We start from the raw sequence: 17,167 nt of genomic DNA, 5'->3' as shown, positions 1-17,167 counted from the left end.
ATTTCCCTTCTTATCTAAATAAATTTAATATATCTTTTATAGAAACCACCAAGATTAGACCTAGTAATATGAAAAATCCAACCATGGTAATTTTTTCTTCAAGTTTTTTATTAATTTTTTTGCCTGTAATAATTTCAATTCCGCTTGTTAAAAGCTTTGACCCATCAAGGGCAGGTATTGGCAAGAGGTTAAAAACTGCAAGGTTTACTGAAATATAAGCCAAAAAGTAAAGCAAATTTGCAAGACCATTTTGGGCTTGGTTTCCTAATTCCTTAAGAACTCCAACAGGACCTGAAAGAGCTCCAAAGGCAAGTTTGCCAGTAAAAAGCCTGCCTAAGATTGTAAAAATCATCTTGACATTGCGACCTGTTTCCTTAAAACCAAGGCCAATAGCCTCAAAAAATCCAGGTGTACGTCTAGCAGGGATTATTCCAATATAGGTATTCTCTCCCTCTACCTTTGGTTTAAAGGCAAAATCAAGATCTTTACCATTTCTTTTTGCAAGAACTGTGATTCCCTTATCAAAATCCTTATCCTTATAAAAATCATTTACAACTTTAGAAATATCTGTAAAATCTCCAATCTCTTGGCCATTGATTTTTAAAATTTCATCGCCTTTTTCAATTCCAGCGGCTTGGGCTGGGGAATCATCGATAAAGTCAGAAACTGTTGTAGTCACAACGCCGCCGATTACTCCAACTATTGTAAATACAAGGACTGCTATAATTAAGTTTGCCACAGGGCCTGCAAGGATTGTTAGAAATCTCTTAGAGGCAGGGGCATTGTCAAAGGACCTTGGATCAGATGATTCGTCATCTTCGCCCTCCATAGCACAATAACCTCCAATAGGAATTGCCCTAAAGGAATAGGTAGTCTCCCCTTTTTCCTTTGAATAAACAAGGGGACCCATGCCCACAGCAAACTCATTTACCTTTATTCCCGATTTTTTAGCCACAATAAAGTGGCCAAACTCGTGAAAAACAATCAGTAGCAAAAATAAAACTACCGCTAATAATATTCTCATTTATTCTCCTTAAACCCTAGAAAAAAGATAAAGGACAGGGGCAATAAACATGATAGAATCAAACCTATCAAGGATGCCTCCGTGGCCTGGTATCAAATTACCAAAATCTTTAATTCCAGTTTGTCTTTTGATATAAGATGCAATCAGATCCCCAATTTGAGACATAATCGCAGCTATAATTGTAAAAATAACTATCTCCCTGATATAATTATCAAGGCCAAATTCGTGGCAATAGACAATATTTAAAATTGTCGCCCCAACAATTCCCCCAATAGAACCTTCTATGGTCTTATTTGGGCTAATGTGGGCCATCCACTCCATCTTGTGTTTGCCAAAAAGGCTACCAATGATATAGGCAAAGGTGTCTGATCCCCAAGCAGTAATATAAAGCATCCATACGTAGGAGACATTTTTTATCCTAAGAATATGGGAAATCAGAAATGACACGTAAAGCATGACAAAAGCCGCAGCAAAGCCATCATAAAGGCTGTAGTGGCCAGTCAAAATAATATACATAAATAAATATAAAACCGAAACCACAATTGATGCTATATAAATATCAGAATTATTTATAAAGGCAGCCGCCATGATAATTCCATTGATAAAATATAGGCACTTCATAGGCAAATGAAGGTCAATCTTCTTTAAAGCCTTATCCATCTCATGAAGGGCAATATAAGAAAAGGCCGCCACACCAAGGGCAAGAGGAATCCTACCCAAATAGGTGATTAATATTAAAAGTGTCAAAATAACTATGCCACCAAAGGCCCTATTTAAAAGTTTAATCATAAGCCACCATATCTTCTGTCTCTTTTGGTGAAAGCAAGGATTGCTTCCCTTAGGTCATCTTCTGTAAAATCCGGCCACAAAACATCTGTAAAATATAGTTCTGTATAGGCAAGCTGGTAGATTAGGAAATTTGAAAGTCTTATTTCCCCACCAGGTCTGATCAATAAATCAGGATCGGACTGGCCAGCAGTATATAAATTTTCAGAAATTAATTCTTCTGTAATGTCGTTCTTGCCATATCCTTTCTCCATAATTTCCTTAAAAGCATGGACAATTTCATCCCTACCCCCGTAATTAAGGGCAATATTTATGGTAAGTGATTTATTATCTTTTGTCTTTTCAAGGGCAAAATCACAAGCCTCTCTGGTCTTTGCTGGAAGTTTTGAAATATCTCCCAAAAAATTTACCTTACAATCCTCAGCCATTAATTGTTCTAGCTTAGAATTTACAAATTTAATAAGTAAATCCATCAAAAAACCAACTTCAGTAGCTGGTCTTTTCCAATTTTCTGTGGAAAATGCATAAAGAGTCAAGGTCTTAACCCCAAACTTCTTGCAAGACTTGGCTATCCTAATCACATTTTCCGCACCTTCCTTATGGCCGAAGGTCCTAGGTCTATTTTGTTTTTTTGCCCACCTACCATTGCCATCAAGGATAATCGCAATGTGGTCAGGTATTTTTAATTCAGTCATAATCCCTCTCTATATCCTAACCACTATACCCAAAATCCCTGATTTTTTCTATAAAAAACTAGACTTATAACCAGGCTTTAGATTTTAATTTCCATTTTAAATTGAAAACTTAGATTGATTACACAAAAAAAGCGACATTTTTATATGCCACTTCTTAAAATTTATTTGCTCTGCGATTCTATTTCTATTACTTTCTTCACACACCCATCATTAGAAGGGATTTGAGATTGGTCTTTTCTTGGGATTTCTATGTCTGGAATTGTGTAGGTTGATTCTTCCATTGATTCTGTTTCCCTAAGGCCTAATTCGTGGGAAAATCTTAGGATATATTTTGTATTAGGAAGTTTTACCATGGCGGGTGTGGTCCCAATCCCATCGCCACCTGTCTTTTCCCCTATGATTGTGCCTAAGTCATTGTCCCTAAAAAAGTGGGCTGCAATTTGGCCTGATGAATAGACATCCTCATCGATTAAAAGATAGAGATTGCCATTAAATTTATATTCATCTCCAAATTCACCAGGATTTTCAAGGCCTGGATTAAAGATAATGTGGGTGTAGTTTTTTCTTATATCATTCATCATCTTCTTATCTTTTTTTAGGAAAGGAATATTTTCTTCCAAATATTCAAAATCCGATTCCTTGATTTTCTTTATGGAGTCGCTTAACTCTGGATATTGAGGATCGTACTTAAAAACATCATCTGACCTAAATAAAATATATTCGTGGGTGTCTTTAAAATCTTTCTTGCCCAAAATCATTGGATATAGATAGAAATTTGTGTAGGCAGAATTGCCCCCACCATTGCCCCTAAGGTCTATAATTAAGGCCTTCTTATTTTTTGATTTTTTTAGATAAGTCTTTAGAAGGTCTAAATCTTCTTCAAAATCAGGAGTTCCTGGGTCAATCATTGCCCTGATTTTTAAGTAGGCTATATCATTATTTATATCTTGGGTTATCAAATTTTTGGTAGCTGCACTAGATTCTTTAAAAATTTTATTGATGATTTCATTACTAGAAATTTTTGTTCCAAACAGATAATTTATCAAATCAACATTTACCAGACCTTTTTCTTCCTTATTTGAAAGGACAAAGGTCTCTTTCATATCATAAGACTCATTATTATCAAGAAGATTGGTGTGACCATCGCCCAAATCTTCTAAAATCCTATTCATCTTGTCGAAAAATTCCTTATCGGTCTTTAGGTTTTTGATTTCTTTCTTGTAAGAATCTCGATTTTTCAAAAAATCATAGGTCCCATTCCTATAAAAAAGGGCATAATATTTTTCCAAAGTATCAAAAGCGTAGTCAAAGTCATTTTCAAAAGGACTTTGGTCTTCGGAATAATATTTTGGATCAATTTCATAATCAAAATGACTATCCTTGCTTCTTAATAAGAAAGATAGGGTGATTCCTATTATTATCGCAAAAAGAAGTCCTAGTATTTTTGTCAATTTCTTCATAGTTAACCTCAATAGTCAAGGGCGGATAAAATTTCTTCAAAGGAAGTCTCGCCTTCTAGGACTTGGATTAGACCGTTTACTATCATCGGTCTAAAGCCGTCTTTGTTTAGTTTTTCCTTTATTTTTTCACTTTCTAGACCGTAAATTCTAAGTATATCCTTAAATTCATTATCTATTGGCATGACTTCTTCTACTGCCTGGCGGCCCTTGTAGCCTCCGTTGCAATGAGGACACCCTACTGGACGGTAGATTAGAGCTTCCCTGTCCACATCTATGTAGATTGACATTATTTCATATTCTTCATCAGTCATGACGTCTTCTCTTTTGCAGTCACACAGTTTTCTCACTAGCCTTTGGCCGGCAAGTAGGTTTACAGCTGACCTTATGAGATAATCTTCCACTCCTAGGTCCTTTAGCCTAATTAGGCCCGCAAAGGCATTGCGAGTGTGGGCAGTTGATAAAATCAAGTGGCCTGTAATGGCCGCTCTTATTGCAATTTCTGCCGTTTCCTTATCCCTAATCTCTCCAATCATTATTATATCTGGGTCTTGACGGAGGATAGATTTTAGGATTACTGGATAGGTTAATCCGATTTTTTCATTGATTGAAATTTGGTTTATATTTTCAATCTTATATTCAACTGGGTCTTCTATTGTAATTATGTTTACCTCTTCCCTGTTGAGTTTCTCAAGAAGGGCATACAAGGAAGTTGTCTTTCCTGATCCTGTTGGGCCGGTCATTAAAATTATGCCAGATTTTTTCCTAATGGCCCTTGTAAGTTTTTCCTTGCTATCATCAGAAAAACCCAAAAGTCTAGCCTTTTCCATAAAAATATCTACAGAAAGAATCCTTATTACGATTTTTTCGCCGAGGATTGTAGGCACAGACGATACCCTAAAGTCAATTCCAGGAAAAACCTCATATTGCATAGACCTATCTTGGGGCATTCTTTTTTGGGAAATATCCATTCCACAGGAAAGTTTGATTTTTGAAGATAACATATCAAAATATTCCCTGCGAATTTTCATAATATCAACAAGAGACCCGTCTATCCTTAGCCTAATTTTTCCGAAACCTTCCTCTGGTTGGAGGTGGATATCAGATGCGAAAAGACCTATAGCTTCTCCTATTAAATTTTCTATAAAGCCGTCAATATCAACGGCTATTTGCCTTTGATCAAGCATTAAACACTCCAATATTTATCGTCAAGTGACCTATACCTTACCGCCTCCAAAAGATGTTTACTTGTAATTTCCTCACTTGCTTCAAGGTCTGCAATGGTCCTTGCCATCTTTAGGATTTTGTTATAGCTCCTTACAGAAAAATTATATTTATTAAAGGCCATCTGGCCGATTTTCTCAACCTCTGGACTGAGTTTTATATATTTTTTCATCTGTCTAGTTGAAAGTAAGGCATTGGTCTTGATTTTTTCGTCCTTGTACCTTGCCGCTTGGATTTCTCTTGCCCTTACCACTTCGCTTTTTAGTTCAGCTGATGATTTTGACTTGGTATCATCATTCAAATCGTCGTATTTTACAGGTTTAATCTCTATGTGGATATCAATCCTGTCTAGAATTGGAGAAGAAATCTTGTTTAGATACCTTCTAATTTCATTTATCGAACAAGTACATTCCTTAAGAGGATTGCCGTAATTGCCACATGGACAAGGGTTCATGGCCGCAATCAAAATAAAATCTGAAGGATATTTGACACTGGCCTGGGCACGGGCCACGTTTATTTCCTTATTTTCAAGAGGTTCTCTCAAGGCTTCGATGACATTTTTTTGGTATTCTGGAAATTCATCCAAAAATAATACTCCCCTGTGTGCCAGGGTTATCTCACCAGGTTTTGGCACAGAATGCCCACCACCGATGAGGGCAACCTGGCTTGATGAGTGGTGTGGAGCCCTAAAAGGCCTTGCACTTACCAAGTGGCCACTATCAAGAAGACCCATTATAGAATAAATTTTTGTTACTTCTACTCTTTCCTCAAAACTCATATCTGGAAGAATGGTTGGCAAGTGTTTGGCAGAAAAAGTCTTGCCTGATCCAGGAGGACCCACCATTAGCAAATTATGACCACCAGCCGCAGCAATTTGAAGTGCACGCTTGAGATTTTCCTGGCCCTTAAGGTCTTTGAAATCCAAATCATAGGAAATTTCTTCCTTCAACAGAGCTGGATTTATCTTATAAAAATCCTTCTTCAAGTCACCATTTAAAAAGGCAACAACATCGTTTAGTTTATTGAAAGGATAGACCTCAATGTCGGAAATAATCGCACATTCTTCCTTGTTTTCTTCTGAAATGATAAATTTCCTAAAGCCTTGCTCACGCATGGAAATCACCATGGCAAGGGCACCTCTAATTGGCAGAATCCTCCCATCTAGGGAAAGTTCTCCCAAAAATATGTAGTCATCGTAGGCCCTATCTATAACCCCCATAGAGCTTAGAAGAGAAATCGCAATTGGCAAATCTAGCTGAGTTCCCTCTTTTTTTAGGTCTGCTGGGGAAAGATTGATAGTAATCCTTCCTGCAGGAAATTTATAGGATGAATTTACAAGAGCCACCCTCACCCTATCCTTGGATTCTTTTATAGATGAATCAGGTAGACCAACTATATTAAAGGCAGGCATCCCTGATGTGATATCGCTTTCAACTTCCACTAACTTGCCCTCAAGGCCAATTAGGGATGTGGTATTAGTCTTAGAATACATAAGTCCTCGCTTTCTTATAATAATTATAACATAAAATAAAAATTCTGGCTTTATAGGCAAAATAAAACTCCCACCGCTGGGGTGGGAGAAAGGAGAAAAACACCGTGAATAATATAAGGGTGTCGTATGTTAATTTTATCTGGTTGGAACAATTAGGCCGTAGTCGCCTTTTTTCCTCTTATATACAACCCTAACTTCCATATCTTCTGCGTCTTGGAATACAAAGAAGTTGTGGTTTAATAATTCCATTTGTAGGATAGCCTCTTCTGCACTCATAGGTTTAACCGGAATAGTTTTTTCCCTGGCTATCTTGATTTCTTCTTCTTTTTCATCAGCTTTTGCTTCAGAATCGAAGGCTTCAAACTTGATACTATCGCCAGTTTGTCTGTCTCTTTGGAGTCTGGTCTTATGCTTTCTAATTTGTCTAACAAGAGCATCAATAACCCTGTCGATAGCATTCTCATAAGTTTCCTCGTAGGCTTCAGCCCTCAAGATTGTGCCACCATCTAAAAACATAGTAGCTTCAAGCTCGTAGCCTATGCCCTCCTTAGCAAACTTAAGATCCATACTTTCTTCATCATGGAAATACTTATCTAACCTATCAAATTTCTTTTCAGATTCTCTTACAATGTCATCTGTCAATGTGAAATTTTTAGCTTTGATATTTAGTTTCATAATTCCCTCCTATATTTAGTTAGCAGGCTGCTAACTTTTATATTATTTATATACCCAAAAACCTTTTCCCTAATCTTAATTAATAAAAAATTTCTCTTTATGATATAATAAAATTATCCCCACAAAAGAAAGGGGGTGATGTCCCATGGGGAAAAACTTGTTAGATATAATTTTTATAATTGTATCAAGTTTTGTATTACCCTTGTTATCTAATATTCTTTTCGAATTATGGAAAGAAAAAAGAAACAAGGACTAATGAAAAAAGAGGAGCCTGGCCGCTCCTCTTTTTCAATGTCCCGATGGGAAATACTTGTTGTTTTGTATCACAAAGTTTGCGCTTTGCGGCTTTTTTGATGGATAAGAGGTGGCTTCTCTTACCTATATTATATGACTATTTACAGATTTATTCAAGTTTATCCCTCAGCTCAAAAGGGTATAGTGATATTATTAATATATAAGGAGAAAATATGACTAAAATCAACGACTTATTTAACTATGAATTTCTATCCGGAATATTAGTTTCTAAAGATGACAATAAAATTGCCTACAAAAAGACCCAGGCAAATCTAAAAGACAATAAATACGACACAGACCTTTATATTTACCAAAAAAATCTCGGCAAATCTTATAGGATTACAGACAAAAAAACAGCCAGCCTTTATACCTTTGACGGTGAATCTAACTTGATTTATAAGTATGACTCTGACGATTCTTTTGATTATTTTTATAAAAATAACGGCCACGGCCTAGGTGATTTAGCCTTTAAACTTGATAAGGACATTAAATCTATCAAATACCTAAAAGACGATATTTACCTAATCTCAGCAAGTCTAAAGAAAACCGAAGAAGAGAAAAAGAACGAAAAAGAAAATGAGGCCTATGAAGAAATCACAACCCTTCCTTTTTGGCTAAATGGTGCTGGCTACCTCAAGGAAGAAGTCCTATATTTTTACCTTTACAACCTAAAAGAAGACAAACTTACAGAAATCCTAAAATCAGACAAGGATAATGAAGTCCATGGCCTAGATATTAACGAAAATCTAGATAAAATTGCCTATGTAAAGGGCCATTCTGACTCAAATGGTGTTATGGAATTTCTAGAATCTATAATTCTAAAAGACATAAAGACAGGCGAAGAAAAAGTCCTTCTTGAAAAAGCTTATTCAATCTACACCTTAAATTTCATCGAAGATAGGCTAATTTTTGTTGGCACAGACATGAAAAAAGGCGGAATCAACGAGGATGCTTTCATTTACCAAGTTGACTTTGATGGCAATCTAAATATGGTAAATGACTCTATTTTTGACAAGTCCTTTGGTAATTCAATCGGTACAGATGCTAGGGCTGAAGGAAACAGGACCTTCCAAGTCCACGATAAGAGGCTATATTTTATAGTGACAGAATTTGAAGAATCCAAGCTTTATTCAATAAACCTTGACGGTGAATTAAAACTCGAACTTGATGGCTGCATAGAAGACTTCTTCGTTACTGATAAAGACATCTATTACCTAGAAATGGGTCCAGATCATCTTGCTGAACTTAAAATCAAATCCCAAAACCAAAGCCTAATTACAAACAAAATCGAAAAGGTCCTTCCAATTGAGGAATTTAATTTCCATTCAAATGGAGATGATTTGAGAGGCTATGTTCTCTTACCAAAAGATTTCGACCCGGATAAAAAATACCCAACAATCCTTTCTGTTCATGGTGGCCCAAAAACAGAACTTTCTGATATTTTCCACCACGAACACCAAATGCTTGCATCAGATGGTTATATAATTATTTATACAAATCCACACGGATCAAGCGGAAGAGGTGTGAAATATTCTGACATCAGGGGCTCCTATGGGGAGATTGACTTTGATGATTTGATGAATTTTGTAGACGAAGCTATCAAAAAATATCCACAAATTGATGCCGACAAGATGGGAGTCTATGGCGGATCCTACGGTGGTTTTATGACAAATTGGACAATCGGCCACACTGACAGATTTAAGGCAGCTGTAAGCCAAAGGTCAATTTCAAATTGGACAAGTTTTTACGGTGTATCTGACATTGGCTACTACTTTGCAACAGACCAAACTGCGGCAGATCCTTGGGAGAGCCTAGATAAAATGTGGGAACAATCCCCAATTAAACATGCCGATAAAGCTTCAACTCCTACTCTCTTCATTCACGCAGACTGCGACTACCGCTGCCCACTAGAACAGGGTATCCAAATGTATAACAAGCTAAAACTAAATGGAGTTGACACAAGATTGGTAATATTCCATGGAGAAAACCACGAACTATCAAGATCGGGCAAGCCAAAAGCTAGGATAAAAAGGCTAACCGAGATCAAAAATTGGTTTGATAAATATCTAAAAAATGAAAATAAAGAAGCATAAATTTAAGGATTTTCTAAAAAATTTCATAAATAGGCTAAAAACCCAGGACATAATGACCTATTCATCTGCCCTATCTTTCTACTTTCTCCAGGCCTCAATCCCTTTAATGATGGTCCTGGTGTCTGTAGTATCAAGAGTTCTAAAAGGCAATGAAACCATTATTTATGAGTTTTTAAACCTAGTGCCAAAGACAACTGCAAATTTAATAATCAAGGCCCTAGACATCATGTTTGCCTCGAGCCAATCTGCAACTGTCACAACAGTCACAATCCTCTTTGCCCTCTGGTCTGCGACAAGTGGTGTAGATAAGCTAATCGCAGCTATAAACCACGCCTACGGCCTAGGTCACCAATCTAAGGCCATCAAGCAAAGATTGATGAGTATCGTCTACACCATTATCTTTATAGTTTTTATCATGTTTTTGCTAATTTTTCAGATTTATGGACCGACCATCCTAAAAATCCTAGATAGCAAAATCCTTGATATAACAGGGAAATTTTTGGGGAAAAATTTGGAATACATCGTCGACTTCATATCTTCTCCAATCTTTACCATCCTAACTACAGCCATACCGCTTCTTATAATGTCAGCAGCCCTGGGCATCTTTTATAAGTATGCCCCAGGCAATTCGGCAAATAGGATTCCTTTCAAACAGGCCCTCACAGGTGGGATTTTCACAACCTTTACCATCTATGTGACAAGTTTTGTTTATTCATATTTTATAAACAACTTCTCAAACAAATCCCTAATTTACGGCGCCCTTGCCGGTATCCTTGCACTTTTCATCTGGCTTTTGATAGTCTCATCCCTACTAATAATAGGAGCTGAAGTCATAGCCGCCTTTAGAGAAGGCTATAGGGATGAATATTTTGACAAGGATATTAAGCCTGATAACGATGGCAAAAATCCTATGAATAAAATCGTTTCAAAAATAAAAGGAAAAATAAATGAAAAGTGAATTTAGGAGATTTTTCCTAAATCTCAGACGAGAAATGGACCAATCTCTAATCAAAGAAAAGTCAGAAAAAATCATAGAAAACTTACTAGCAAGTGATTTTTACAAAAATTCCCAAAGTATCTTTGTCTATGTTTCAAAAAATAAGGAAGTTGACACTAAGGATTTTATAAAAAAAGCCATAGCTAGTGGGAAAAAAATCTATGTGCCAAAAATACAAAACCATAAAATGTTTGCGGCAAAATTAGATGACCTATCAGACCTAGAGGCTGGAGCCTTTGATATTCCAACATCTAAAAGCCTTGAATTTATAAAAAATCCAGACCTTACCATCTGCCCAGGACTCACTTTTGATGATGAGAAAAATAGGCTGGGATATGGTGGTGGATTTTATGATAAATTCTTAGGAGAAAATGAAACCACAAAAATCGGTCTTATGATTTCAGATTTTAGGTCAATTAAAATTCCTGCCGATCCTTGGGATATAAAAATGGACTGTATCATCACAGAAGATAAAATATTTTAGGTTTTAAAAGCTTATTTTATAGCCATTTATGCATGAATTTACGAATAATTATTAAAAATTATTTGACATGGAAAATTTTCCTGTGTATAATCAGGCTATAGAAAATAAACTATGAGAAGAAAAGTAGATTTAATCAACCTACCCAGAGAAGCTATGTTTGGTGAGAGTAGCCTAGTGAGATTAAATTGAAAATGGCCTTTGAGTTTCTTATCCGATATTTAAGATAAGACGGGATCGCCCGTTACAGCGATAGGGTATGTTGGTACCCGATGAGTTATTAATTGTGAAATTAATTTGAAATTAAGGTGGTAACACGTGGCAAAGCCTCGTCCTTTATGGGACGGGGCTTTTTTTATACTTTACTACATAGAATATTTTCTAAGGCGCCTAATGTTAGAATGTTGAAAAAATTAGAAAAATATAAGAGGTATAAAAATGACAGAAAGATTTTTAACAGTTGGATCATTACTTAGAAACGAAGAATTATTAAAATACAAAAGAGAAATAGAAAAAAGAGACGATATTGTCTATCCATTTTACGACGACTTTGCTGGCTACAAAGAATGCGAAGATAAGGCAGTAGCAGATGTAGTAGAAAGGCAAATTGCAGCCGGTCTTACAGAAATCACAGACGGAGAATATTCAAAATCCCTCTGGCACCTCGACTTTGTTTGGGGACTAGCAGGGGTAGAAAGATATATCAGAGAAAGCGGATATTTATTTGAAGATAAAGATTGTTGTGGCAAATTTGAGACCAGACGTGATATAGGACTAAGGCTTGTGGACAGACTTTCAGGCAAGAACCACCCATTTATAGACCATTTTAAGAGACTTAAAAAACTTGTAAATGGCAGGGCAGCCGTCAAACAATGCATCCCTTCCCCATCCCATATTTTTGGTGAAATCATTAGTTTTGGTTTCCTAGAAGATTCTTATTACAAAAACGAAGCCGATTTTGAAAAAGACCTAATCCGTTCATATAATGAATTTTTAGACGATTTTAAAAATGCTGGCGGTGAAATAGTCCAATTTGACGATTGCCTATGGGAACAATTTGCAGACGAAGGTGATAGCAGCCAATTCGATGGCCAAGCCAGGGATAATAAAAACCTTGCCCTAGCTGAAAAATATATAGCCATCAACAACGAAGTCATCGACTATGGTCATGACCTAGGACTAAAAGTCTACACCCACAACTGCAGAGGCAACTACGCCTCCCGTCACTTTGGAGCAGGCACCTACGACTCAATCGCTGATCTTTTCCTAGAAAAACAACATTACGATAGATTCTACCTAGAATGGGATGACGAAAGAGCAGGATCTCTAAATTCATTAAAAGCCTTTAAGAAAAACAAGGACGCAGAAATCGTCCTAGGCTTCTTATCATCAAAAACACCAGACCTAGATGATGAGAAAAGAGCCCTAGAATTATTAGATCAAGCAAGCCAAATTATAGACAAAGACAGACTCTACCTCTCCCACCAATGCGGCTTTGCCTCATGCGATAATGGCAACGAACTAAGCCAAGACCAGCAATGGGCAAAGATTAAGCAAGGTCAAGAAATCGCAGAGAAATTCTGGAATAAATAAAAAAATAAATCTCTCCTAGTATATAGAAAAAGCACCCTAGCCGGGGTGCTTTTGGTTTTCCACCCTTGTCTCGACCGAAGTGCAAGCCCGTCGGCTCGAGGAGACAGATATCTCTTGCCATTTTTATAAAACCAATATGGTCAAGGTATCAAATCTATCTTAAACGGAAGAATCATTTTACAAACCAAATCCCAACCAGAGACAGTCCTGATTTTGGTCCAGAGGTTTCTACATTCGTTCGTTTCACTCACTTAGTCTGCCTCTGCACGCTCTCTGCCGCTGGGCAATTTTGTCCTCCCATCCGTTTTTTTCAAAAACGGGGATAGGGCTTCAGAAACGAGGGGGTGGGTTTGGGCTTTGTTTCAAGGTATATAGGTGTCCCGACTTTGTGAGATCTCTCCTCCGCCTTTGGCGTCGTCGAGAGGGCGCTGTGGGGTTTTTCATACTTTTAATAAAGTAATTTAACATTTTTTAATATTCAAAAGCACCCGGGCTAGGGGTGCTTTCTATTGCAAAAGTTTATTTAACTGTTGGTACGATTTTTTCTTTGCCGCCCATGTACATTTGTAGTGGGGCTGGGATTTTAACTGATCCGTCGGCTTGGAGTAGGTTTTCTAGGAAGGCTATTAGCATTCTTGGTGGGGCTACTACTGTGTTGTTTAGGGTGTGGGCAAAGTAGTTGCCGTCTTCTCCCCTTAGTCTGATGCCAAGTCTTCTTGCTTGGGCGTCGCCAAGGTTTGAGCATGATCCTACTTCAAAGTATTTGCCTTGGCGTGGGCTCCATGCTTCTACGTCGCAAGATTTTACCTTAAGGTCTGCTAGGTCTCCTGAACAGCATTCGAGTGTTCTTACTGGGATTTCTAGACTTCTAAAGAATTCTACTGTATTTTGCCATAGTTCGTCATAGAATTTCTTTGAATCTTCTGGTTTGCAGATGATTACCATTTCTTGTTTTTCGAATTGGTGGATACGGTAAACCCCACGTTCCTCGATGCCGTGTGCTCCTACTTCTTTTCTAAAGCATGGAGAATATGAGGTCATCTTTAGTGGCATCTTGTCTTCTTCGTTGATAGTGTTGATGAATTTACCAATCATTGAGTGCTCAGATGTACCGATTAGGTAGAGGTCTTCGCCTTCGATTTTATACATCATATCTTGCATTTCAGCAAAAGACATAACGCCAGTTACTACATCAGATCTAATCATAAATGGTGGGACAAAATAGGTGTAGCCCTTATCAATCATAAAGTCTCTCGCATAAGAAAGGATTGCTGAGTGGAGTCTTGCTATATCGCCTTTTAAGTAATAGAAACCTGCACCTGAGGTATTTCTTGATGAATCAAGGTCGATTCCGTCAAAACTTTCCATGATGTCTATGTGGTAAGGCACTTCAAAGTCAGGAACAAGAGGCTCTCCAAATCTCTCAATTTCGACGTTTTCAGTGTCGTCCTTGCCTAGAGGTACTGTTTCGTCTATGATTTGTGGGATGACTTGCATCCTTTTTTTGACTTCTTCGTTTAGTCTCGCAGTTTCTTCTTCGATGTGGACAAGTTCGTCGTTGATTTCAACTACATGAGCCTTAGCGGCTTCGGCTTCGTCTTTTTTGCCTTGACCCATAAGAGCGCCGATTTCCTTAGAAGTCTTGTTTCTTTCGCTTCTTAGCTTGTCGCCGTCGGTCTTATATTGACGGAGTTTTTCGTCAAGTTCTAATACTTCGTCAACTAGGACAAGTTTTTCATCTTGGAATTTTTTCTTAATATTTTCCTTAACAAAGTCTGGGTTTTCTCTTAGTAATTTAATATCAATCATGTTTTCTCCTTAAAAATATGCATAAAAAAAGCCTCCCCCAAATTGGGACGAAGGTCTCGTGGTGCCACCCAAATTACGCAAGCAGGGCTTGCCTTAATTTCGTATTTGCTCGAAGACGGATTCACTACTGCCGACAGAGAATTTCCACCAACCATTCCCTCTCTAGGTGCCTTTCATAGCTACTACTTCTTTTCATCGCAATATTTCATTAGTACTAATATACAGCATTTCGAAAAAAAATGCAAATATCTTTATCTGAATTTAACAAGCCAAACATTTTTAACCCATATTCTTGGGATAAAATTATTTTAAATCAACTTAATAAGAGTATAATGGTTATGTTATGGAGAAGAATGTGAAAAGATTAACTAAAAGAAAAGTGAATTTCCGCTACCTAAATATCCTCAGGGGTTTTTGCCTCTTGACTGTGTCTACCTACCACCTTTTTGGCCACGCTTTGCCGGGTGGTTTTTTAGCCGTAATAGGATTTTTAGTTATGTCCGGATTTTTGATGGAAAAAGCGAACTTTAATAGGGACCTAACACTTCAAGATATATTAGAAAGCCTGAAAAGAAAGGCAAAGAAGATCCTGCCACCTATTATTTTTATAGCCTTTATAAGCCTTGTTGTGGCTTTGATATTTGCCAGGGAAATCTTTGACGACTCAGCGAGGTCGAGCCTAGCGGTGATTTTTGGCTTTGAAAATATCAGGCAAATTATTGCTGGCGCTTCGTATTTTGATAGGAATGGTAATTTCAACCTCTTTGTCCACCTCTGGTACATATCCCTCTACATCCAATTTATAGTAATTTTTTACCTTGTGAAATACCTTGGAGGGAAAATCAGAAATATTTCCGCCAGAATATGGGGACTTATAATTTTAAGTCTAATTAGTTTTGGACTTTCCTTATATTTTGCCATCAACAATAGTCCAATAATTAGGATTTATTATGGTACAGATACTAGGATTTACGCCTTTTTCCTAGGCATGGCCTTCTACCTCCTATTTTTAAAATACAAGGATAGACTAGAAGTAAGCCAAAAAAGCCTCAGAATTTCGATTGGGCTTTTGAGCCTCTGCCTTTTTGTACCAATGTTTTTTATAAATGGTGAGGATATTTGGATTTATAAGTCATTTTTTCTAGTTTATACATTGGCCTTTGCCCTTATGGTCCTCATCCTTTACAGGTATGAAATCGAATATGGGGCAAAGTTTTCTCAAAATATTTTGGGAGGGATTTTGGAATACCTTGGCAGGAGAAGTTTCTACCTCTACATACTCCAATATGTAGTCCAAGTGTTTTTCTCATATTTCTTGATAAATTTATTAGAAAACAAATTTTTATACTATGGTCTACAATTTGCTTGGATAATATTTGTAGGAGAGATTTGCCACATCATTTTTGATAGGAAGAGGATTAATAAATACCTAATCCTAATTCCTCTTGCAGGCCTTATAATCCTAAACATTGTTTCCCTTGCAATCGGCAACCAAAAAGAAAAAGATATGGCCGAGCTTAAGGCGAGATTTGAGCAAAGCGAAGAAGAAATCAAGAAAAATAACGAATCTGTTAAGAAGAAACAAGCTTCAGAAAATAAAAAAGAAAAGGAAGACGAAAAAGATAAAGAAGTTAGCTCATCAGAAAAGGAAGATTCCTATCAAAAAGACCTTGAAAAGGCTAAAGAGAATAAGAATTTCAAGGAAAAACCTTATGACGACTTCATTTTCACAGAAAATGAGCTTAACTATGTAAAGGACATCCACATCACAGCTGTGGGCGATTCAGTCCTTATCAATATTGATAAATACCTAAGAAAATACATTCCAAACCTCTACCTAGACGGAGTAGTCGGTAGGGATATGGTTGACGGACCAAATGTCCTCGCAAATATCAAAAACAACGTCGGCCTCGGAGATATTATCCTAATATCCCTTGGATCAAATGGGTCTGCCAACCACAACGACATGCAGACAATTATGGACCTTGCTGAAGGCAGGGATGTATATTTTGTAAATACTTCTCACCTCCAATCCTATATGGATAAGGTCAATGCCGATATGAAAGATTTTGTGGACAAAAATCCAAAGGCCCACCTAATTAACTGGCGTGCCTATGTTAAAGATAGGCCAGAACTCTTGGCAGTCGACAGGACCCACCCAAATGTGGAAGGTAGCCAAGCCTACGCTGACTTAGTTGTAAGAAAAATCTTGAATGTAAATAAGGTTAGCGATTAAAAATAAAATTTAAAAAGCCCTGGGACTTTGAAAGTAAAATACTTTTAATTTTACTTTTTAAAAAACCGGGGCTTTTGTTTTTGAAAATTTTTGGCAAAAGAAAAAGCAGGCATAGCCTGCAAGTTGGTGGGAAGTACTGGGCTTGAACCAGCGACCTCCACGATGTCAACGTGGCGCTCTTCCAGCTGAGCTAACTCCCCAAGTTTATCTAATCATATCAAGAAAAGATTAGATTGTCAAATGGAAGGGATTTAATTTGTGAAAACTTTCCACCCCTCGTCTCGAGCGGAGTCGAGAGACCTCTTGCCATG

13 protein-coding genes, 1 tRNA gene and 1 other annotated feature are annotated in these 17,167 nt (G+C 37.2%); of the genes, 5 read left to right on the top strand and 9 right to left on the bottom strand.

The window, feature by feature from the left end; genetic code table 11:
• Positions 1-10 precede the first annotated feature (10 nt).
• The 7 genes from rseP to hpf all read right to left on the bottom strand — a co-directional run bounded on the left by rseP (position 11) and on the right by hpf (position 7,353).
• The gene (rseP, locus tag AC1EJ5_RS05855) at positions 11-1,024 is read right to left on the bottom strand and encodes an RIP metalloprotease RseP (RefSeq protein ID WP_479815139.1); all 1,014 of its coding nucleotides are present in this window, start codon (positions 1,022-1,024) and stop codon (positions 11-13) included.
• Between the two features lie 9 nt (positions 1,025-1,033).
• Complete coding sequence (locus AC1EJ5_RS05850) at positions 1,034-1,813, bottom strand: phosphatidate cytidylyltransferase (protein ID WP_223417618.1); 780 nt, start codon at positions 1,811-1,813, stop codon at positions 1,034-1,036.
• A complete protein-coding gene (locus AC1EJ5_RS05845; protein ID WP_479815137.1) occupies positions 1,810-2,505 on the bottom strand; it encodes an isoprenyl transferase in 696 nt (231 codons plus the stop codon). Before AC1EJ5_RS05845 ends, AC1EJ5_RS05850 begins: the two co-directional genes overlap by 4 nt.
• 161 nt (positions 2,506-2,666) lie before the next feature.
• Entirely contained in the window at positions 2,667-3,965 is a 1,299-nt protein-coding gene (locus tag AC1EJ5_RS05840; protein ID WP_479815135.1) for a S41 family peptidase, read from the bottom strand.
• Positions 3,966-3,973: 8 nt separating this feature from the next.
• Positions 3,974-5,149, bottom strand: coding sequence for a GspE/PulE family protein (locus AC1EJ5_RS05835; RefSeq protein ID WP_479815133.1), 1,176 nt, complete (start codon positions 5,147-5,149; stop codon positions 3,974-3,976).
• Entirely contained in the window at positions 5,149-6,678 is a 1,530-nt protein-coding gene (locus AC1EJ5_RS05830) for a YifB family Mg chelatase-like AAA ATPase (protein ID WP_223417624.1), read from the bottom strand. The genes AC1EJ5_RS05835 and AC1EJ5_RS05830 overlap by 1 nt, the downstream gene beginning before the upstream one ends.
• Before the next feature lie 135 nt (positions 6,679-6,813).
• Positions 6,814-7,353 carry a ribosome hibernation-promoting factor, HPF/YfiA family gene (hpf, locus tag AC1EJ5_RS05825; protein ID WP_223417625.1) on the bottom strand — a complete coding sequence of 180 codons (540 nt, stop codon included), beginning with the start codon at positions 7,351-7,353 and terminating at the stop codon, positions 6,814-6,816.
• A gap of 467 nt (positions 7,354-7,820) precedes the next feature.
• Between hpf and AC1EJ5_RS05820 the strand changes: the two genes are divergently transcribed.
• The 4 genes from AC1EJ5_RS05820 to AC1EJ5_RS05805 all read left to right on the top strand — a co-directional run bounded on the left by AC1EJ5_RS05820 (position 7,821) and on the right by AC1EJ5_RS05805 (position 12,811).
• Positions 7,821-9,740: an alpha/beta hydrolase family protein gene (locus AC1EJ5_RS05820; RefSeq protein ID WP_479815131.1), complete on the top strand. Its 1,920-nt coding sequence runs from the start codon at positions 7,821-7,823 to the stop codon at positions 9,738-9,740.
• Positions 9,721-10,698, top strand: a complete 978-nt coding sequence (locus tag AC1EJ5_RS05815; RefSeq protein WP_479815129.1) for a YihY/virulence factor BrkB family protein — start codon at positions 9,721-9,723, stop codon at positions 10,696-10,698. The genes AC1EJ5_RS05820 and AC1EJ5_RS05815 overlap by 20 nt, the downstream gene beginning before the upstream one ends.
• Positions 10,688-11,221 carry a 5-formyltetrahydrofolate cyclo-ligase gene (locus tag AC1EJ5_RS05810; RefSeq protein ID WP_479815127.1) on the top strand — a complete coding sequence of 178 codons (534 nt, stop codon included), beginning with the start codon at positions 10,688-10,690 and terminating at the stop codon, positions 11,219-11,221. The genes AC1EJ5_RS05815 and AC1EJ5_RS05810 overlap by 11 nt, the downstream gene beginning before the upstream one ends.
• A gap of 102 nt (positions 11,222-11,323) precedes the next feature.
• Positions 11,324-11,558 (top strand) — a binding site (T-box leader).
• A 98-nt stretch (positions 11,559-11,656) separates the two neighbouring features.
• Positions 11,657-12,811, top strand: coding sequence for a uroporphyrinogen decarboxylase/cobalamine-independent methonine synthase family protein (locus AC1EJ5_RS05805; protein ID WP_479815125.1), 1,155 nt, complete (start codon positions 11,657-11,659; stop codon positions 12,809-12,811).
• A gap of 519 nt (positions 12,812-13,330) precedes the next feature.
• On the opposite strand, the gene serS is transcribed toward AC1EJ5_RS05805, so the two are convergent.
• Positions 13,331-14,620, bottom strand: coding sequence for a serine--tRNA ligase (gene serS, locus AC1EJ5_RS05800; RefSeq protein ID WP_223417637.1), 1,290 nt, complete (start codon positions 14,618-14,620; stop codon positions 13,331-13,333).
• 355 nt (positions 14,621-14,975) lie between these two features.
• Between serS and AC1EJ5_RS05795 the strand changes: the two genes are divergently transcribed.
• Positions 14,976-16,856 carry an acyltransferase family protein gene (locus AC1EJ5_RS05795; protein ID WP_479815123.1) on the top strand — a complete coding sequence of 627 codons (1,881 nt, stop codon included), beginning with the start codon at positions 14,976-14,978 and terminating at the stop codon, positions 16,854-16,856.
• 124 nt (positions 16,857-16,980) lie between these two features.
• Here the strand turns inward: AC1EJ5_RS05795 and AC1EJ5_RS05790 are convergent.
• Positions 16,981-17,056: transfer RNA gene (locus AC1EJ5_RS05790), tRNA-Val, on the bottom strand.
• Positions 17,057-17,167 lie beyond the last annotated feature (111 nt).

Source organism: Anaerococcus sp. C0059F3, from assembly GCF_056590475.1.
The sequence above is the reverse complement of the archived record's forward strand: the minus strand, read 5'-3'. Positions and strand labels throughout refer to the sequence as shown.

What these genes read in the sequence shown, in the direction of transcription:
- AC1EJ5_RS05830 (WP_223417624.1), bottom strand. Translation starts at nt 6,678, where the DNA reads ATGTATTCTAAGACTAATACCACATCCCTAATTGGCCTTGAGGGCAAG.
- AC1EJ5_RS05835 (WP_479815133.1), bottom strand. Translation starts at nt 5,149, where the DNA reads ATGCTTGATCAAAGGCAAATAGCCGTTGATATTGACGGCTTTATAGAA.
- serS (WP_223417637.1), bottom strand. Translation starts at nt 14,620, where the DNA reads ATGATTGATATTAAATTACTAAGAGAAAACCCAGACTTTGTTAAGGAA.
- AC1EJ5_RS05820 (WP_479815131.1), top strand. Translation starts at nt 7,821, where the DNA reads ATGACTAAAATCAACGACTTATTTAACTATGAATTTCTATCCGGAATA.
- rseP (WP_479815139.1), bottom strand. Translation starts at nt 1,024, where the DNA reads ATGAGAATATTATTAGCGGTAGTTTTATTTTTGCTACTGATTGTTTTT.
- AC1EJ5_RS05815 (WP_479815129.1), top strand. Translation starts at nt 9,721, where the DNA reads ATGAAAATAAAGAAGCATAAATTTAAGGATTTTCTAAAAAATTTCATA.
- AC1EJ5_RS05845 (WP_479815137.1), bottom strand. Translation starts at nt 2,505, where the DNA reads ATGACTGAATTAAAAATACCTGACCACATTGCGATTATCCTTGATGGC.
- hpf (WP_223417625.1), bottom strand. Translation starts at nt 7,353, where the DNA reads ATGAAACTAAATATCAAAGCTAAAAATTTCACATTGACAGATGACATT.
- AC1EJ5_RS05810 (WP_479815127.1), top strand. Translation starts at nt 10,688, where the DNA reads ATGAAAAGTGAATTTAGGAGATTTTTCCTAAATCTCAGACGAGAAATG.
- AC1EJ5_RS05840 (WP_479815135.1), bottom strand. Translation starts at nt 3,965, where the DNA reads ATGAAGAAATTGACAAAAATACTAGGACTTCTTTTTGCGATAATAATA.
- AC1EJ5_RS05805 (WP_479815125.1), top strand. Translation starts at nt 11,657, where the DNA reads ATGACAGAAAGATTTTTAACAGTTGGATCATTACTTAGAAACGAAGAA.
- AC1EJ5_RS05850 (WP_223417618.1), bottom strand. Translation starts at nt 1,813, where the DNA reads ATGATTAAACTTTTAAATAGGGCCTTTGGTGGCATAGTTATTTTGACA.